The following is a 17,728-nucleotide window of genomic DNA, read 5'->3' as shown; positions in this document are numbered from 1 at the left end:
TAATGTTTACAAGAAAGTTACAAAAAATATAAGGAACATTAACATTTGGGTGCTATTGTAGTTGGTAAGAAGTATAGACCTTTATAGATTTTTAATCTTCTGAATTGAGAGTGCGGATGTCTATACATCCATAAAGAGAGGAGCTGTGAAATTGTGGTATTTTAAAACGCTAGGTAAGAGAAAGATTTTTGAGTTTATTGTATTAGCAATTTTCCTATTGTTCTTTTTTGGACCTTTACTTAACTTGCTATTGCTTGCCTTTTCTGGAGAGTGGCAATATCCAGATGTTTTACCGACATCATGGTCAATGGAATGGTGGAAATTCGTTCTGGAGGATGAATCGATCCTTAAATCAATGTGGTTATCCTTTTTAATTGCTACACTTGTAACCTTGATTTCTTTGATTATTTGTATTCCTGCAGCCTATGCATTTGCACGGATCAGTTTTCCATTTAGACGATTTTTTCTATTTTCCTTTTTGTTAACAAATGCTTTTCCGAAAATGGGACTATATGTAGCAATCGCTGTGTTGTTTTATCAGTATGGCTTAATGAATACATTCATCGGGATCATTTTGATACATCTAATCAATACACTCATGTTAATGACTTGGATTCCTTCTGCAGCATTTGAGAATATTCATCGATCTCAAGAGGAATCTGCTCGTGACGTGGGAGCATCTCCATTTAAGGTTTTCTGGCATATTACCTTGCCAATGGCGAAGCCTGGAATCATCGTAGCATCTGTTTTTACTTTCTTATCTTCACTAGATGAAGCTCAAGGAACCTTGTTAGTTGGAATTCCAGATTACCAAACAATGCCAGTCATCATGTATTCCATTATTGCAGATTACCCAAGTACAGCAGGTGCGGTGTTCTCCGTTATTTTGACATTGCCAACCATTATCCTTCTCTTTGCTGCAAGAAAATTTGTTGGCGCAGATTCATTTGCAAACGGAATGCGATTGAAGTAAAGGACAGACTCAAATGGGCAGAAAGGAAGGGTATCAATTGTCGATTCAATTATCAATTCGGGACTTAAGCAAAATTTATTCAACAGGTGAGGGTGTTAAACGTTTTTCATTAGACATCAGAAATGGTGAGCTTGTGACATTACTCGGACCATCTGGATGTGGTAAATCGACCGTACTCAGAAGTGTTGGCGGGTTTATCGATCCAAATGAAGGATCCATTCAAATCGATGGAAATGAAGTGAAACATCTACCTCCTGAAAAGAGACCCAGTGCCATGGTATTTCAAAGCTATAATCTGTGGCCTCATATGACCGTATTTGAAAATTTAGCCTTCAGTATGAAACTAAAGAAATTAAAGAAGGCTCACATCATTGAAAAAGTTAATTGGGCGCTAACTTTAGTTCAGCTCCAGGGTTACGAGAAAAAATACCCAACTGAGCTATCGGGTGGCCAACAGCAAAGAATTGCATTAGCACGGGCCCTACTCCTTGAACCAAAGGTCCTCTTATTAGATGAACCTTTCTCAGCCCTTGATGCAAAGCTGAGACATGAATTACGAGAAGAATTAAGGGAAATCCAAGCGAAGCAGCAATTAACAATGCTTTTTGTTACACATGACCAGGAAGAGGCACTATCCATCTCAGATCGAATTGTGGTGATGAATAAAGGGAATATTGAACAAATTGATTCGCCTCAGAACATTTACAATTTTCCTTCTTCCATGTTTGTTGCTCAATTCATAGGCAAAATGAATTTTCTGAAGGGTTTTGCAGAAGGTCAAAAAATTAGTATTGGTTCTCTTGCTTATCCGAATCTAAATCAGTATATCGGAGAAGTAACAGTAGCTGTTAGACCAGAAGACATCGTCATTGTAAATGGGACAGAAGATGGTCTGGAAGCAACAATTGAAAAGGTCATGATGCTTGGACATTATGCTGAGGTGAGTTTGTCTACAGATTATGCAAAGCTGAAAATGTTTGTTGATCGCAATGATATGAGTCAGTTTAAAGTGCTCGATAAAATCCGTATTGCTTTTGCAACTATACAAGCATTCCCTGAGGAAATACAAAATAATGAATTACCTAAAGTCCAAAATCCAATAAAAGAGGAGAATGAACAATATGCAAAAGTCTAATTCATTAAAAAAAGTAGTCGCAGGAGCTATGTTAGCGATCAGTGCCTTTTCACTTGCTGCATGTGGTGCAAATGAAACGAATACCACATCTGAATCCGAAGATGATAATGTAACGAAAATATCACTTTATAGTTCAGGGTCACAAAATGTGGAGTTCTTTTGGGAATCCGTTATCCCTAAATTTGAAGAATCACATGAAAATATTGATGTAGAATTTGTCTTTGTCCCATCTGGAACAGGAGGACAAGCAACCATTGATCGAATCACTGCTGCAAAAAAAGCAAATAAAGATTCGGATGTTGACATTTATGAAGGAGGTCTAGCAGATATTTTGCGAAGCGAGGATGAAGGCGGACTTTTCTACGATCTTACTGACGATACGATAGAGAATCTAGAAAATGTTCAAGAAGCAAATATGGCAGGTACACAAAACCTAGCTGTCCCTTATCGTGCGTCATCTGTTGTACTAGCCTACAATTCTGAGAAAGTGAAGGATGTTCCTAATACTGCTGAAGAATTAAATGCATGGATTAAGGAAAATCCAGGTCGCTTTGCTTATAACGATCCAAGTACAGGAGGAGCAGGTAGCTCATTTGTATTAACAACTGTATATAACCAGCTTGATGAAGATGCCATGAATAGTCAAGATGAGAGCATAATGGAAGAATGGGATGAAGGCATTCAAATTCTTAAGGAGATGGCACCAAACCTTTATAAAGAAGGTATTTATCCTAAGAAAAATCAAGGAGCACTCGACCTGCTTGCAAACGGTGAGGTTGATATGATTCCGGCATGGTCTGATATGGCATTAGAGCAGATGAATGCAAAATTATTACCAGAAACAACACAGCTCAAACAAATCCAACCAGCATTTACGGGTGGACCAGCTTATTTAATGGCTGTTGACAATGGTAATGAAGCTCGAAAAGAAGCTTCAGAAACCTTTTTAAATTACGTACTTACGCAAGAAGTTCAAGAACTTGTTATTGAGAAAATGTATGGATATCCAGGAATTAAGTGGGAGCTTTTATCAGAGGAAGACCAGAAAAAATTCGAATCAGTTAGCGATGGATACCGCATCTTTAATGGTGGAGATCTATCAGGTGAGCTTACGAAAGTATGGCAAAAAGAGGTCGCCACACAATGAGTAAGGCTATCACCTTAACTGAGGGATATGTTTTAAATAAAAAAACAAAATCAGCGTTGTTAGGAATAGGGCTTGTAATGCCCTCTTTTCTAACGTTGCTTGTTTTGGTCATCTATCCCGTTATTCTAGCTGTGATGGAAAGCTTTCAAAATGAAGCGGACGCTTTTTCGTTAGAGAATTATGTCTATATTTTCACAGAACCTTTAATTTTACAAAACATTCGTCACACGTTGGTTGTTACGATTATCTCCTGCGTCCTAATTTTAGGTATCAGTTATACACTAGCGATTTATTTGAATTTTAGCCAAAGTGTTTTCTCGAAAATCATTAATAAACTGTATTTTATTCCATTATTTATCCCTGGTGTTATTGCAATTTATGGATTTATCAATTTTTACAGAGATAATGGATGGGTTGCAAGAATTATTGGTGAAAATAATATGCCTTCTATTATCTATGATATGAATGGTTTGATCATGATCAATATTTGGTTTAATATCCCGTTTACTACAATGCTCTTGCTATCTGCTTTGCAGGGAATACCTAACTCTGTCATCGAAAGTGCCAAGGATGCAGGTACATCGAAAATAAGATTGTTTATTCATTTCATTTTACCTCTTTCTTATAAAACGATGCTTGTTGCTGTTACCTTTTTATTTATGGGTCTTATCGGTAGTTTTACCGCACCATTTTTAATTGATAGAAATGCACCGCAAATGCTTGGTGTTTCCATGCAACAACACTTTTCTGTATACAATGAAATCGGTCAATCAAGTGCCTTAGCAGTGTTCATGTTTTTCCTTTGTTCCATTGTCGGCTATGTATATATTCACAATAATATGAAGAAGTCCAAGAAGGATATGTTTTAAAACCAAAAGGAGTTGATTCTTTGGATTCGGTGCTCAATTCTCTAAAACTCAGACATTTGGAAAGTGGAAAAACAACGATCAACATTAAGGAAGAAGGATATTATGCGATTTGTCTAAAAGCATCTGCATCTACTTCTTGGCAGGAAGAAAACAATGAATCTCTCATGATCAGGATATCTGTGGACAAGAAGCACCATCAGGATATGGTTCTATTTTATGGTAGGGAGTCTTTCATATATAAACGCCTCTTAGGAAAGATGAAACAAGGGACATATGATTTTGAATGGATTTGCGACTCACCTCGTAACAATCAGGCATATGCGGAGATCGAGAGTCTTACGATAGAAAAATTGGAATTATCCGATCAAGAATCCCTGGCTGTTCATTATGCTCCAACACTTTTTGGCCGTTCTGTTTACAGTAGATACGATAACCTGTTCACCGACATTCCTTTAGAAATGATTTATTTTTTTGATGAATGGGACCATGGAAAAGTTATTGAATACCACATGGTGTTTAGCCATGAGGATGAAGGTACCCCTGCAGTTCTATTGATGTCTAAATGGGGGCGTTTACTAGATATTGAATATATGGCAAGAGTCTATCTGAATGATAGGGATGAGATCGATCATGTCGATTATCAAGGTCCGGAGCATAAAGTAAAGCGATACAAGAACTTATTGAAAGGCGAGGAACAAATTTTCCTCCAAACGGCAACTTGCAATGGTAATTTCACTGATGAAATCACGAGTGATTATAGCTTTTCCTTTATCCCAAGTTATGAGTGGAAATTAGAACATGAAGCTCGTGAGGTTGTCATGGAAAAGTTCCCTTATATTAATCAAGTCATGCGATGGGAAGCTGAGAGACAGCTAAAAACTTCAATGCTCCCTTATAATTCGATTCAGGATGTAACCCAATATATTTATATTCAATCGTCAGTCTGGGACGTTGTGCTTGGTCAACCAACTGTAGATATTCTTTACAGGCTTAAAGGAGAAGATGAGTGGCATTCTAGTTCCCTGCATGATAAAAAAATTGGTTCGTTTTCAGCTGCTTATACTGGCCCCTATCATCACTTTGCAACAGCTATTCGGCTGCCTGAGGTCAACTTCATTCAGGATATAGAAGAAATCAAGGTCGTTCTAATTAATGAAAAACTTCCCAAAGCTACTGTTAGAAATCTAAAGGTGCTCGCATACACTGAAAAAAGTGAGCTGCAGCAATATATTAAAGCTGAATTCAATCAGCAATTGAACCAGGTTGAATCGGAAAAGGTTATTTGGCGAAGAGAAAAATAAGGAAGGTGCGAAAACAACACGATGAGAGAAGAAGATGAACAAATATTATTCGAAATTCAATCTACGATCTCCAAAAAGAGTACACAATCGCATCTAAAACATACTTTTTTTGTTCCGGAAAATACAGAACAAATTTATGTAGATTTTTCCTTCGATCCACCACATCAAATGGATTCAATTAAGAATACGAGAATCATTGAAGAAGCGTTCAACTATTATGAATCCGATCTGCCAACGATGGATAATGAACCTGTCCGTAATATGCTGACACTGTCAATCGATGATGATGACGGATTTAGAGGGGCAAGACATTATCATTCCCCTAGTCAGCATGTGATTGTTAGTGAGAACAATTCAACTCCGGGATACCTAAATAAGAAAAATCCAACGGGTCTTTGGTCCGTTACTGTTAGCATACACGCACTGGTGACGGAGCACTGTCATATCAATCTATGTATCTATCGAAAAATGCAACCTTCAAATGATAACAATGTGTTAAATCTTCCTTGGCAAAGTAAGCCATTGACACAATACGTAACCGAGAACAAACTGATGATTTCAAGTCACTCAAGTGAAAAAAAATCAATGTACTGGCTGCCGTCCGAACTTCACACGCATACCTTTCACAGCGATGGAAAACAGTCTGTTCTCGAAATGGCAACTGTCGCAAAGGATATGGGGCTCACGACCATTGTAATTTCAGATCATAATACAATCAGCCCACTTCAAGATATTGAAAAAGCAAAAGAAGCCACTGGCATCCAGATACTGTATGGGCTGGAATGGACAACTTTTTATGGTCATATGCTGACGATAGGCTATAAAACCCCAACCTATACAGACTGGAGAGTCATTGGCCCTCTGAATATTGAAGCTGGAATCAGTGAAATTCGCAAGCATGGCGCCCTAGCAGGGATCGCTCATCCCTTTCGCATAGGAAATCCAATTGGGACAGGCTGCCACTGGGAGTTTCCTATCGAAACCATGAATTCCTTCGATTTCATTGAGGTGTGGAATTCTGTTAGACCAGGATCCAAAGCCTACAATAAACGCGCTTTCCAATTTTGGACGGATTTGTTGAATAAAGGTTACAAGCTGACGGCAACTGCAGGAAGGGATTGGCATCATAATGAGCAGATTAATCCTTTACCAGCCATATCATATGTGCGGATGCCTAAAACACTTGCTGAGGAAAAGGACGCCTTCAGATCTTCCTTTCTATCATCAATTCGTTCTGGTAAAGTCAGTCTATCCTATGGGAAGCCACTTGAACTTACGATTCAACAAGGAGAAGATGTTTATACGATTGGGGAAGTTATCGATAATAAGACAGAGCGTCTGTGTGCACAAGTTCATTCAGAACAATGGGCAAGTAATGAGCGGATCAATAAGGGCAGCTTTCGCTTGCTTTTATTTTCAAACAAGGGTGAACTCGCACATGGCTCTCCGGGTAACTTAAGCCTAATGAATGAGTGTGAAACGGAAGGCATTCGATGGATTCGAGCGGAACTATATGCTTCAGTGGATGAGGAAGAAATTGAACTGATTGCGTTTACGAATCCGGTTTACTTCCTGGAAGCATAGGGACGGTTCTCTTGCTTCCTCAAGGAAGCATAGGGACGGTTCTCTTGCTTCCTCAATGTCTCTCACAAGCAAAAAAGAAGTAATGATCTATCCTTAGGATAGATCATTACTTCTTTTTGATTGCATGTCTAATTTCTATCTCGTTCTATGTAATCGTGGTTTACATCATCATTTGTAAATAGCTCCAAGAGGACCGATGTCTAAAACAAGAATAATTAGTCTATCATTGTGTATTCGATACAATAAGCGGAGAGATCCAATCTGAATTCAAAAATTATCATGATTGGATCCTTCTAAAGGTTTTATATTCGTCACAGCATATGGATTTTCACTAAGTTGATTTCTTTACTTTGCTTTTTAATTTTGTTGGTGATTTTTCGTAATACTTGGCGGCAGGCTTCCTTAGTTTTACATTATATTTAGGAAGCATAGGGACGGTTCTCTTGCTTCCTCACCTAATGGTTGGGAGTATCTATACTAGATAGTGGGTCCACTATTTTTAAAATTGATTTTTTGAAAATGTGATGAAAACTTTTAAAAGATAGTATATGATAGATTTGCTAGCTGGAATTGTCATTTGGGAGTTTCTTTTTCCTAACAAAGGTGACTTCTATCCTACCTTTATAGTCATCCTAGGCCTTCATGAAAATCCCCCTAAACTATTGTCTCTTTTTTTACAGCCATTGTTCTATAGCCCTATACTCGAACTAATTCGAAACTTAATCAACCAAATAAGCTCTTTCCTACGCTTCGCTAATTAATTACATTCATCCTTCAATATAAATAACTAAATCCCAAATAAAAGATAGTATGAAAGAATTGGAACGTCCGTTTTGCCCCTTGTAACAATTATCGTAACGAATCCTTGAATCCCCCACTACTAGGAAAGCACTCCCCTTATTTGAAAATCCAAAGTAATTCCCACCATCTAGTTATCAATGATGAGTTCTTAAGAAAATATAAGTCACGGAGTTTTGATCCTTATCGTATTTATTTTTATGAGTAATCAAAATCAGAATAGTGGTGATAGAGATGCCTCGGAAGGCTAGGATCAAAAGTAAGAGTAGAATATACCACGTAATGTTGAGAGGTGCTAATAGACAGGAAATATTTCACGATGATGAAGATAGCATAAATTTTCTTGATACGATTGAAAAATACAAAATAAAATCAGAGATGAGAGTTTATGCTTGGTGCTTGATGAGTAATCATGTACATCTACTTTTAAGGGAAGGCAATGAAGATATTTCGATTACAATGAAGCGTATAGGTGTGAGTTTTGTCTCGTACTATAACTGGAAATACAGTACAACTGGACACCTATTTCAGGATCGATTCAAAAGTGAAAATGTTGAAACTGTTAAGTATTTACTAACGGTTATAAGGTATATCCACCAAAATCCAGTAAAAGCAGGAATAACAAAGAGGGCTCATGAATGGAGATGGAGTAGCTGTCTTGGATATTACGGTAAAATTAATCATCCAATAAATATGCTCGATTATAACTTTATTATGGGAATGTTTTCCGATGATATAGCTATTGCCAGAGAAAAATTTAAAGAATTTAACGAAAGAAATAATAATGATACATGTCTAGATGATAGATATAATGAAAGAAAAAGATTATCAGATGAAGAGGCAAGGAAGGAAATCAAGAAGATACTTGGTGAGTTTGAGATCGCGCAAGTAAAGAGTTTTTCTAAGCTAAAAAGAAGTGAAGTGTTGCGAAAAGTAAAAAGAATCAAAGGATTATCACAACGCCAAGCTGCAAGGATTTTGGGCGTCTCACCTAACCTTATTTTTAAAGCATAGTATAGGAAGTTTTTTCTTCTGGGCAAGGTTGAGAAGCAGAGAACCGTCCCTGTGCTTCCCAACGGATTACGAAATTTAAGAACGCTGAATCACAGAAGTAGAATAGCTTTGAATCATTTTTTGTAAATTTCTGTGTCCTTCTCTTAATTTAATTGTTTCATCAATGATATTTTGGAAGCCTTCCAAGTCTTTATCAGACGCATTTAATACAGACTTTGAAATTCCTTCGGCGATTTGTTGTAATGTTAAATCTCGGTTCACGAACGACGACCACCTTTCCTCTTAATTGTTAGATTTTTGTTTTGTCCTCTTTATTACTTTTGGGAAGAAATGATATTTTTCTACAAGTAGCAAACAAAAATTTTTCTATATGTATCATCTAAATTTATTAAGAATTTAAAATATCAATCCTTATTTAACAAATTACGATGGAAAATCCCTGGTATTGGGTGTCATCACCCGAATTTTGTTGAATAATATATTTGATAATCTGAATTTTAGGGTTTGATCAAGTAAAGATGAGCCACATGATTTTCAATTCTATTCTATTAACCCCTTAATCCCATGCCCCACTTAATGCAAATTGGTATTTTAAGATTACTAGCTAGGGTTGTGGTCAGTTTCTTGTTAAGGGTCTGGACTTGAGTATATATGTTAAAGTAAGTTCATGTCTACATGTGCCGACTGAAGATAAAGCCACCACTATTCCAACAGCCAATCTGCTAGAAGGAGCTACTACATATGCTAATCCAATGTACAAAAAAACTACTAGATGAACTTAAGGTAACCCCTGATACACCGATAGAAAAAGATCCATTGTTTTCTTGGCATGCCAACCTATTAAAGCTTGGTCGGAAGAAGACGCTAGTGTTAGTGAATGATAAAAACCGATATGCAATTGTTCTTTATGGCCTAAAGGCAAAGGACATGAAAAATATAGATAAGTTAATCCTTAAAGTGGTTCGTGAAACATTCCAAGCGGAGTGTATTAAGGATGAAATAATAGAGCAGTTTATCCAACACTCAAACAATGTTGTCTTTTCCAAAACAAAAGACAGAACATCTGTAGCAAGAATGAACAAAGCATGCGAGTATGTTTATTACTTTGAGGACTTACTCGATAACGACGCGATCATTCAAGTAGAGATGAGCTTAAGGATTAGCAGTCTACTAGTAGGAGACGGAAAGAATAGCTACATATATCCAAATAAAGAAATGTATACGCATTTAGAGGGGTTTGCAGGACAACCTATTTTTCTTTCTGAAGCTGTGGAGCTTAAAGTAACGTTAATGCTTGAAAAATACTCAGTTTGGCGCAAAATCATCGTTCCGACCAATACCACTTTTTCTAATTTACATAAAGTAGTACAAATTGCATTTGAATGGCAGAACAGCCACCTACACGAGTTTTATATTTATCCAAGTAACACTGATGCCAAAGTCATACCGATCAACCGAGATAAACCGATTGTAAATCTAGTGTGCGACGAAGAAGCACTAAGCTACCAAGGTGATATACCAATGAAAATGGAAACGGGTATAAAGCTAGCTGACTATCTTCCTGTAAGGATTATATACAACTATGACTTTGGAGATAATTGGAAGCATTCGATTGAGGTAGTTAGAATGATTGAAGATTATGACGTCAATTTTCCTGTCTGCCTAGATGGCGAAGGACACGCCCCGCCGGAAGATGTTGGAGGAGAACCAGGCTACGAAGAATTTCTTCATATAATTGGAGATAAAAACCATCAAGATTACGAGCATATGGTGAACTGGGGAAGAAGGCAGGGATATCGGGAGTTTGATGTGGAGGAGGTTAATCGGGAGCTGAGAAGATAGTTTTGGAGAAGCATAGGGACGGTTCTCTTGCTTCCTCGCCTAATGGTTGGGGGTGTTTTGGGTGCCTGGTCACCACTCGAATTTTCTTGTTTCACAGCAGTGTTTCACAAACGAAAAAGAAGTAATATCTATCCTAAGGGAAAGATCATTACTTCTTTTTGTTTTATAAGCACTTTCTCTGAAGAGACAGGTTCCTCAAAAGTGTACTTGTGAATATAGTTCTCTTAATTGCATGTGTAATCTCTATCTCGTCCTATGTAGTCTTTAAAAGTTGGTACATCATCATTTGTAATATCTCCACGAGGACCGATGTCTAAAACAAGAATAATCAGTCTGTCATTATGTATTCGATACAATAAACGAAGAGATCCAATCCGAATTCGAAAGTCATCATGACTGGATCCCTCCAAAGGTTTTTATATTCGTCACAGCATATGGATTTTCACTAAGTTGATTAATGACTTCCTTTACTTTGCTTTTTAATTTTGTTGGTAATTTTTCGTAATACTTGGCGGCAGGCTTTCTCAGTTTTACATCATATTTAGGCACGAAGATCGTCCCAATCAACGAGATCATCGTTTTCAATATCAATTTCAGCCTGTTTTAGTATCTTCTTTTCTCGTTCAGTTATTGGGGAGTTATCAGCTTCAACAACGATCTCTTTATCATGATCTTTTTCAATTACAACTTTAATAAGATCATACACGAGTTTATTATTATTATCATTGACAAGGTCTACAAGTAAATAAAGGTCTTCTTTGCGAATACTCATTATACCACCCCTTGAAGAGATTGCTTTTCTTTATTTTACACAACAGGGTTGGTTGCTGCCACTCTCTGAGTTTCGAGGGGAAGTATAGGGACGTTCTCTTGCTTCCTTGCCTAATGGTTGGGAGTATGTGGAAATATGGTGCGGTTCTCTTGCATCCTCAATGTCTCTCACAAGCAAAAAAGAAGTGGATTATCACAACGCCAAGCTGCAAGGATTTTTCGGCGTCTCGCCTAACCTTATTTTTAAAGCATAGTATAGGAGTTTTTATCATCTAGGCAAGTTTGGAAGCAGAGAACCGTCCCTTTGCTTCCCGATTCTACTAAAAGATATTGATTAGTTCAAATATTCATAGTACTCTTAAGATAAAGGTCAAATGATAACGCTTGCACAACGTTCATGTGCGTTTAACTTGGGGAAGTTCGGGGTTTTGTGCAACATTGTGCAAACGATTTCGCAACTTAGCAAACTCGCAACATTGTGCAAGCGATTTCACAAAGTTAACAAGGGGGAAGAAGTGTATGAAGAGGAAAAAGTTTCAAAGTGGGATGGCTATATTATTATCACTTCTCTTAGTCGTTTCGATGTTTGCGGGTTACATACCAAGTGCAGTAGCACAAACCGAAGACCGACATATAAGCTTATCCTATGAACGAGAGGATGGGAATTATGAAGGCTGGAACCTTTGGGTTTGGGGAACAGGAGCACAAGATGACCAGATTGATTATACAGAAATAAAAGATGGAAAAGCCATTTTCAACATTAAGGTTGGACCAGATGCAGATCGTGTTGGATTTGTTATCCGCAAAGGAACTGATTGGGCAGAAAAAGATTTTGATGGTGACCGGTATATTACCGTGAATAAAACGGATGCAATCACAAAGGTACACGTGAAGAGTGGCGTCGAGGAATTTTTTACTGTACCGGATGGGACTGCCCCAAAAGTAGAAGATGGCAATGCTTCTTTCTTCTTCCGTGATAAAGAGTTATATGCACAAAATGAAATGAAAAAGATAGAAAAAGTAGAGCTTGAAATCTTAGGTAAACGTTATGAAATGAAGGCTGAGCTCGAGAATGAGCGTTTTTCCTACACGTTAAACGATCTTCCGCAGGGTGTGCATGAATATACGTATTTTGTAACAGTAGATGGAGTGACAAAGGAAGTAACCGACCCTTACAACACAGTGGACGGAAAATCTAGTGTAACGTATTTAGTATCAGATATTCAGGTTTCAGGCACCGTGCAGCCTACTGCAGTGAACTACAATGAAAATGCAGTTGTGACGGTGGACCTTGGATCAGAAACAGAAACAACTACTCGCGAAATATACTTAGACTTAACAGCTATTGGTGGAAAAGAAAAAGTCATCGTTGATCCAAAACTGAATGAACTTACTGTAGCTGTTGATCAAAGTGTAACAGCTGGAACAAAAGTCTTACCAATTGTGGTGATTGATGAATTTGGGAACCGTCATGACGGGGAAGTCAAGCTCGAGGTTAAAGCGCGTACATTCACTGGTGAGGAAGAGGACTTTGACTGGGATGAAGCAGTCGTTTACTTTATGCTTACCGACCGATTCTTTGATGGTGACGACTCGAATAATGACCCTTACAAAATTGGCTATGACCAATCAAAAATGGGAACATACCAAGGTGGAGACTTTAAAGGAATTACGCAAAAAATAGACTATCTTGATAAGCTAGGTATTAATACCATTTGGATTAATCCAATCGTAGACAATATTAAATACGATGTAAGAAATGAAAATCCTGACACTCCCTATTATGGGTATCATGGATATTGGGCAAACAATTTTGGTGAATTGAACCCACACTTTGGTTCGATGGCCGATTTCCATGAACTAATTGATAAGGCACATGATCGTGGCATAAAAATCATGGTAGACGTTGTGCTAAATCATACGGGATATGGATTAAAAGCAAGTGATACTGGCAGCGGGATCGCTAATTTTCCATCAGATGAGGATCGTGCACGCTTTGACGGTATGCTTCGTGACGGTGGTACGGATACGGTCCGCGGAGAATTATCGGGTTTACCTGATTTAATCACCGAAGATTCAGCGGTTCGTGACCAAATCGTCCAATGGCAAGTAGATTGGATTGAAAAGTCTAAAACAGCTAATGGCAATTCGATTGATTATTTCCGTGTCGATACGGTGAAGCATGTAGAAGACACAACCTGGATGAAATTTAAAAATGAGTTAACTAAAGTGAATCCAGAATTTAAGCTAATCGGTGAGTCTTGGGGAGCGAGTATTAACGATGACCAGGGCTACTTAAATACTGGAATGATGGATTCGTTACTAGATTTTGATTTTAAAAATATTGCTAAGGATTTAGTAGATGGAAAGATTGATACAGCACAATCAAAGCTAGAAAATCGTAATAAAAATTTATCGAACGATGCCACACTAGGACAATTTTTAGGAAGCCATGATGAAGATCGATTTTTAGAAGCGGTAGAAGGTGATCTAGGAAAATATCAAGTGGCAGCCTCATTACAAATGACGGCTAAGGGTCAGCCAGTTATCTATTACGGGGAAGAGCTTGGTTTACCAGGTAAAAATAATTACCCAATCTACGATAACCGACCAAACCTTCCTTGGGACCAAGTTGAAGGCAATGAAGTGCTCTCTCATTATCAAAAACTATTAGCATTTAGAAATGAATACACGGATATTTTTACTAAAGGAGATCGCACAAAAGTAGCGGGTTCTGACAGTGATGAGTATCTGGTCTTCTCACGTAGCTATAACGATGAAGAAGCTTTCATCGGATTAAACACTGCTAACGCTGAAAAAGAAGTCGTACTAGACTTCGAATCGGCTGATGCTGTTGTAACAGACCACTATGGAGACAAAACGTATACAACTTCAGCTGATGGGAAAGTAAAGATTAAGATTCCAGCTATGGAAGATGGCGGAACCACGCTACTTACAGTTGAAGAAGGAACAGTACCTGTGGAAGAGCCCGGAGATACATGTGAAATCGGAGAGAATACACTTCGTATTCACTACCAAAGAACAGACAACAGTTATGAAAATTTAGGGGTATGGCTATGGGGAGACGTTGCAACTCCTTCTGAAAATTGGCCAACAGGTGGGACACCTTTTAATGCAGATCAGGTAACAAGCTACGGTAGTTACATTGATGTTGAATTAAAGACAGATGCAAAAGAACTTGGCTTTTTAGTTTTAAACACAACCAATGGTGACAAAGACGGTGGCGATAAAGCAGTAGAATTATTTTCACCTAATCTTAATGAAATATGGATAAAACAAGGTTCTGATCAAGTATTTTTATACGAACCTACTACATTACCGGAAAATACGGTACGAGTTTATTATGAAAGAGAAAATAAGGATTATCAAGACTGGGGAATGTGGAATTGGGGAGATGTTGCAGCTCCATCTGATGGTTGGCCAAACGGTGCAACAGATGCAGCCGGAATAGGCAAGTTTGGTTCTTACTATGACATTAAACTTAAAGAAAACGCAAAAACGTTGAATCTCCTTTTTGTTAATAAGCAAAGCGGACAACAAACAGGCGATATGTCATTTGAAATGTTGGATCAATATAAGACACTATTTTTAAAAGAAGGCGACGATAAGGTCTACACAGATCCATATGGGACTGGAAAGACTGCATTACTATCAGGAGAAGTACTTTCCGATCAACTCATCAACCTTCGTTTCTCTAAAACAGAAGGATTAGATGTAGAAAAATTAGCACAACAGATAACGATAAAAGACGTTGATGGTAACGAGGTAGCATTTACAGATGTAACGGTGGAAGGGGAAGAACGCGTCCAAATCCACGGAACATTTGATTTAGAAAAAATACCTTACACGATAACCTATGGTGAGCGCACGATTACAGTAAAATCTGGCTGGAAATTAATCGATGAAATGTACGGCTATGACGGAGAGCTAGGAGCTAAGCTAAATAAGGATGGTTCCGCTACCTTAAAGGTATGGTCTCCAAAAGCGGATGCGGTTTCTGTTGTATTGTATGATAAGAAAGACCAAAACAAAGTTGTAGACACGATTAAGATGAAAAAAGGCGACCGTGGAGTTTGGACCCAAACACTGTCTAAAAACAACACAGGAGTAAAGAAATTAAAAGGTTACTATTATCATTATGAAATTACCCATGGAGATGAGACGAAGCTTGCGCTAGATCCTTACGCAAAATCGATGGCAGCATGGAACAACGAAGCAGGAGACCCGGTCGGTAAGGCAGCAATCGTTGATATTTCTTCGATTGGACCAAAGCTTGATTATGCCGATATTCCAGGCTTTGAAAAACGTGAAGACGCGATTATTTACGAGGCACATGTTCGTGACTTTACGTCAGATCCTACGATTGCAGAAGATTTAAAATCACAATTCGGTACCTTTGCCGCATTTGTTGAAAAGCTAGATTATATTGAAGATTTAGGTGTCACACATATTCAACTTTTACCAGTGATGAGCTACTTCTTTGCTGACGAGTTGAAAAACAATGAAAGAATGCTAGAGTATGCTTCTACAGAAACGAACTACAATTGGGGATATGACCCACATAGCTATTTCTCACTATCTGGTATGTACTCGGAAAATCCAAATGATCCAGAATTGAGAATAAAAGAGTTCAAAAAATTAATAAAAGAAATTCATAAGCGCGACATGGGGGTAGTGCTTGATGTTGTTTACAACCATACGGCACAAGTATCGATCTTCGAAGACTTAGTACCAAACTATTATCATTTTATGGATGCAGACGGCACCCCAAGATCAAGCTTTGGTGGTGGACGTTTAGGTACCACTCATAAAATGTCAAGAAGAGTACTAGAAGACTCGATTCTTCATTGGGTGGGTGAATACAAAGTAGACGGCTTCCGCTTTGACATGATGGGAGACCATGATGCAGAAAGTATTCAAAATGCTTTTGACAAAGCGAAGAAATTAAATCCAAACATCGTGATGATTGGGGAAGGCTGGAGAACATTTGCCGGAGATGAAGGTGAGCCAGTTCAAGCAGCTGACCAAGATTGGATGCAGGATACAGAAGCGGTTGGGAGCTTCTCTGATGAAATTCGTAATGAACTAAAATCAGGATTCGGCAGTGAAGGTCAACCAAGATTCCTTACTGATGGAGCAAGAAACACTCAGCAAATTCTAGATAACATTAAAGGGCAGCCACATAACTTTGTAGCTGATCAACCAGGCGATGTTGTTCAATATATCGCGGCACATGATAATTTAACATTATACGATGTAATTGCACAATCAATTAAGAAGGATCCAGATATTCCAGAAAACAACCTCGAGATCCATAAGCGCATCCGAATTGGGAATGCAATGATCTTAACATCACAAGGTACAGCGTTCATTCACGCAGGTCAAGAATATGGACGTACCAAACAGTGGAGAGAGGAAACGGATACGGCACCTTATAAGTCAACTTACATGACAGATAAGGACGGAAAACCATTCAAATTCCCATACTTTATCCATGATTCTTACGATTCTTCTGACATCATCAACAGATTAGATTGGGAAAAAGCAACAAATAAAAAGGTATACCCAGTCAACAATGTGACAAGAGAATACACAGAAGGATTAATCGAATTACGTCGTTCAACTGACGCTTTCCGACTAGGTTCAAAAGAATTAGTCGATGAAAATGTAACAATGCTAGGTGCACCTGAGATAAAAGCTCAAGATTTACTAGTTGCCTATCAAAACAAAGCAACAAATGGCGACGTATATCACGTATTTGTAAACGCAGATAAACAAGCTAGAACGGTAACATTGAAAAACGACTTAACGAAAGCCAATGTTCTAGTAGACCAAGATGAAGCAGGCGTAAAAAAAGTTTCAGAAAGAACAGGCTTTGAACTAACTGCTAGCAAGGTCACACTGGATCCTTTAACGACGGTTGTTATTAAGGTAAGTGGGGATGGGGGAAAGCTAGGTAAAGATAAGGACAAAGACAAAGGATTCAAATAGTTCTGCGTGACTGGTCACCATCTGGATTTTCTTGTTTCACACAATGTTTCACAACAAGAAAAGAAGTAATGCTCTAGCCTAAGGGAGAGCATTACTTCTTTTGGTTTTTAATAACTTTTATTTTTGTACTCGGTACCACCACGCAAGGATGTATTGTCGAATAAAGGGTTATTGAACGATAGAAGAAAGCAAAGGGACGGTTCTTTGCTTCTGCTCTCCTCCACTACCATCAAAGAGTAAGACAAAAAAGACACCAATTATTAAACTGGTGTCTCTTCAATC

General features: G+C 38.1%; 12 protein-coding genes. 9 read left to right on the top strand and 3 right to left on the bottom strand.

Going from position 1 to position 17,728, the window contains the following annotated elements:
- Positions 1-151 precede the first annotated feature (151 nt).
- From ACFFIX_RS12605 to ACFFIX_RS12575, 7 genes are all read left to right on the top strand, one after another.
- Positions 152-973, top strand: coding sequence for an ABC transporter permease (locus ACFFIX_RS12605; protein ID WP_378934412.1), 822 nt, complete (start codon positions 152-154; stop codon positions 971-973).
- Positions 974-986: 13 nt separating this feature from the next.
- The gene (locus tag ACFFIX_RS12600) at positions 987-2,108 is read left to right on the top strand and encodes an ABC transporter ATP-binding protein (RefSeq protein ID WP_378934410.1); all 1,122 of its coding nucleotides are present in this window, start codon (positions 987-989) and stop codon (positions 2,106-2,108) included.
- Positions 2,095-3,255, top strand: coding sequence for an extracellular solute-binding protein (locus tag ACFFIX_RS12595; RefSeq protein ID WP_378934408.1), 1,161 nt, complete (start codon positions 2,095-2,097; stop codon positions 3,253-3,255). Before ACFFIX_RS12600 ends, ACFFIX_RS12595 begins: the two co-directional genes overlap by 14 nt.
- The gene (locus ACFFIX_RS12590) at positions 3,252-4,124 is read left to right on the top strand and encodes an ABC transporter permease (protein ID WP_378934406.1); all 873 of its coding nucleotides are present in this window, start codon (positions 3,252-3,254) and stop codon (positions 4,122-4,124) included. The genes ACFFIX_RS12595 and ACFFIX_RS12590 overlap by 4 nt, the downstream gene beginning before the upstream one ends.
- A 20-nt stretch (positions 4,125-4,144) precedes the next feature.
- Positions 4,145-5,425 carry a hypothetical protein gene (locus tag ACFFIX_RS12585; RefSeq protein WP_378934404.1) on the top strand — a complete coding sequence of 427 codons (1,281 nt, stop codon included), beginning with the start codon at positions 4,145-4,147 and terminating at the stop codon, positions 5,423-5,425.
- 21 nt (positions 5,426-5,446) lie between these two features.
- The gene (locus tag ACFFIX_RS12580) at positions 5,447-7,009 is read left to right on the top strand and encodes a CehA/McbA family metallohydrolase (RefSeq protein WP_378934402.1); all 1,563 of its coding nucleotides are present in this window, start codon (positions 5,447-5,449) and stop codon (positions 7,007-7,009) included.
- A gap of 1,032 nt (positions 7,010-8,041) precedes the next feature.
- Positions 8,042-8,821 carry a transposase gene (locus ACFFIX_RS12575; protein WP_378934400.1) on the top strand — a complete coding sequence of 260 codons (780 nt, stop codon included), beginning with the start codon at positions 8,042-8,044 and terminating at the stop codon, positions 8,819-8,821.
- A 75-nt stretch (positions 8,822-8,896) separates the two neighbouring features.
- On the opposite strand, the gene ACFFIX_RS12570 is transcribed toward ACFFIX_RS12575, so the two are convergent.
- On the bottom strand, positions 8,897-9,082 hold the full coding sequence (locus tag ACFFIX_RS12570) for a hypothetical protein (protein WP_378934398.1): 186 nt from the start codon (positions 9,080-9,082) through the stop codon (positions 8,897-8,899).
- Between the two features lie 480 nt (positions 9,083-9,562).
- Here ACFFIX_RS12570 and ACFFIX_RS12565 point away from each other — a divergent pair, with 480 nt between their 5' ends.
- The gene (locus tag ACFFIX_RS12565) at positions 9,563-10,663 is read left to right on the top strand and encodes a plasmid pRiA4b ORF-3 family protein (protein WP_378934396.1); all 1,101 of its coding nucleotides are present in this window, start codon (positions 9,563-9,565) and stop codon (positions 10,661-10,663) included.
- Positions 10,664-11,053: 390 nt separating this feature from the next.
- On the opposite strand, the gene ACFFIX_RS12560 is transcribed toward ACFFIX_RS12565, so the two are convergent.
- Together ACFFIX_RS12560 and ACFFIX_RS12555 are read right to left on the bottom strand one after the other, a co-directional pair.
- The gene (locus ACFFIX_RS12560; RefSeq protein WP_378934394.1) at positions 11,054-11,212 is read right to left on the bottom strand and encodes a type II toxin-antitoxin system RelE family toxin; all 159 of its coding nucleotides are present in this window, start codon (positions 11,210-11,212) and stop codon (positions 11,054-11,056) included.
- Positions 11,205-11,435, bottom strand: a complete 231-nt coding sequence (locus ACFFIX_RS12555) for a hypothetical protein (protein WP_378934392.1) — start codon at positions 11,433-11,435, stop codon at positions 11,205-11,207. The genes ACFFIX_RS12560 and ACFFIX_RS12555 overlap by 8 nt, the downstream gene beginning before the upstream one ends.
- A 518-nt stretch (positions 11,436-11,953) precedes the next feature.
- Here ACFFIX_RS12555 and ACFFIX_RS12550 point away from each other — a divergent pair.
- The gene (locus ACFFIX_RS12550) at positions 11,954-17,446 is read left to right on the top strand and encodes a pullulanase (RefSeq protein ID WP_378934390.1); all 5,493 of its coding nucleotides are present in this window, start codon (positions 11,954-11,956) and stop codon (positions 17,444-17,446) included.
- Positions 17,447-17,728: the final 282 nt, after the last annotated feature.

Source organism: Metabacillus herbersteinensis, from assembly GCF_042433335.1.
In the GTDB taxonomy this organism is placed as follows: domain Bacteria; phylum Bacillota; class Bacilli; order Bacillales; family Bacillaceae; genus Metabacillus; species Metabacillus herbersteinensis.
The sequence above is the reverse complement of the archived record's forward strand: the minus strand, read 5'-3'. Positions and strand labels throughout refer to the sequence as shown.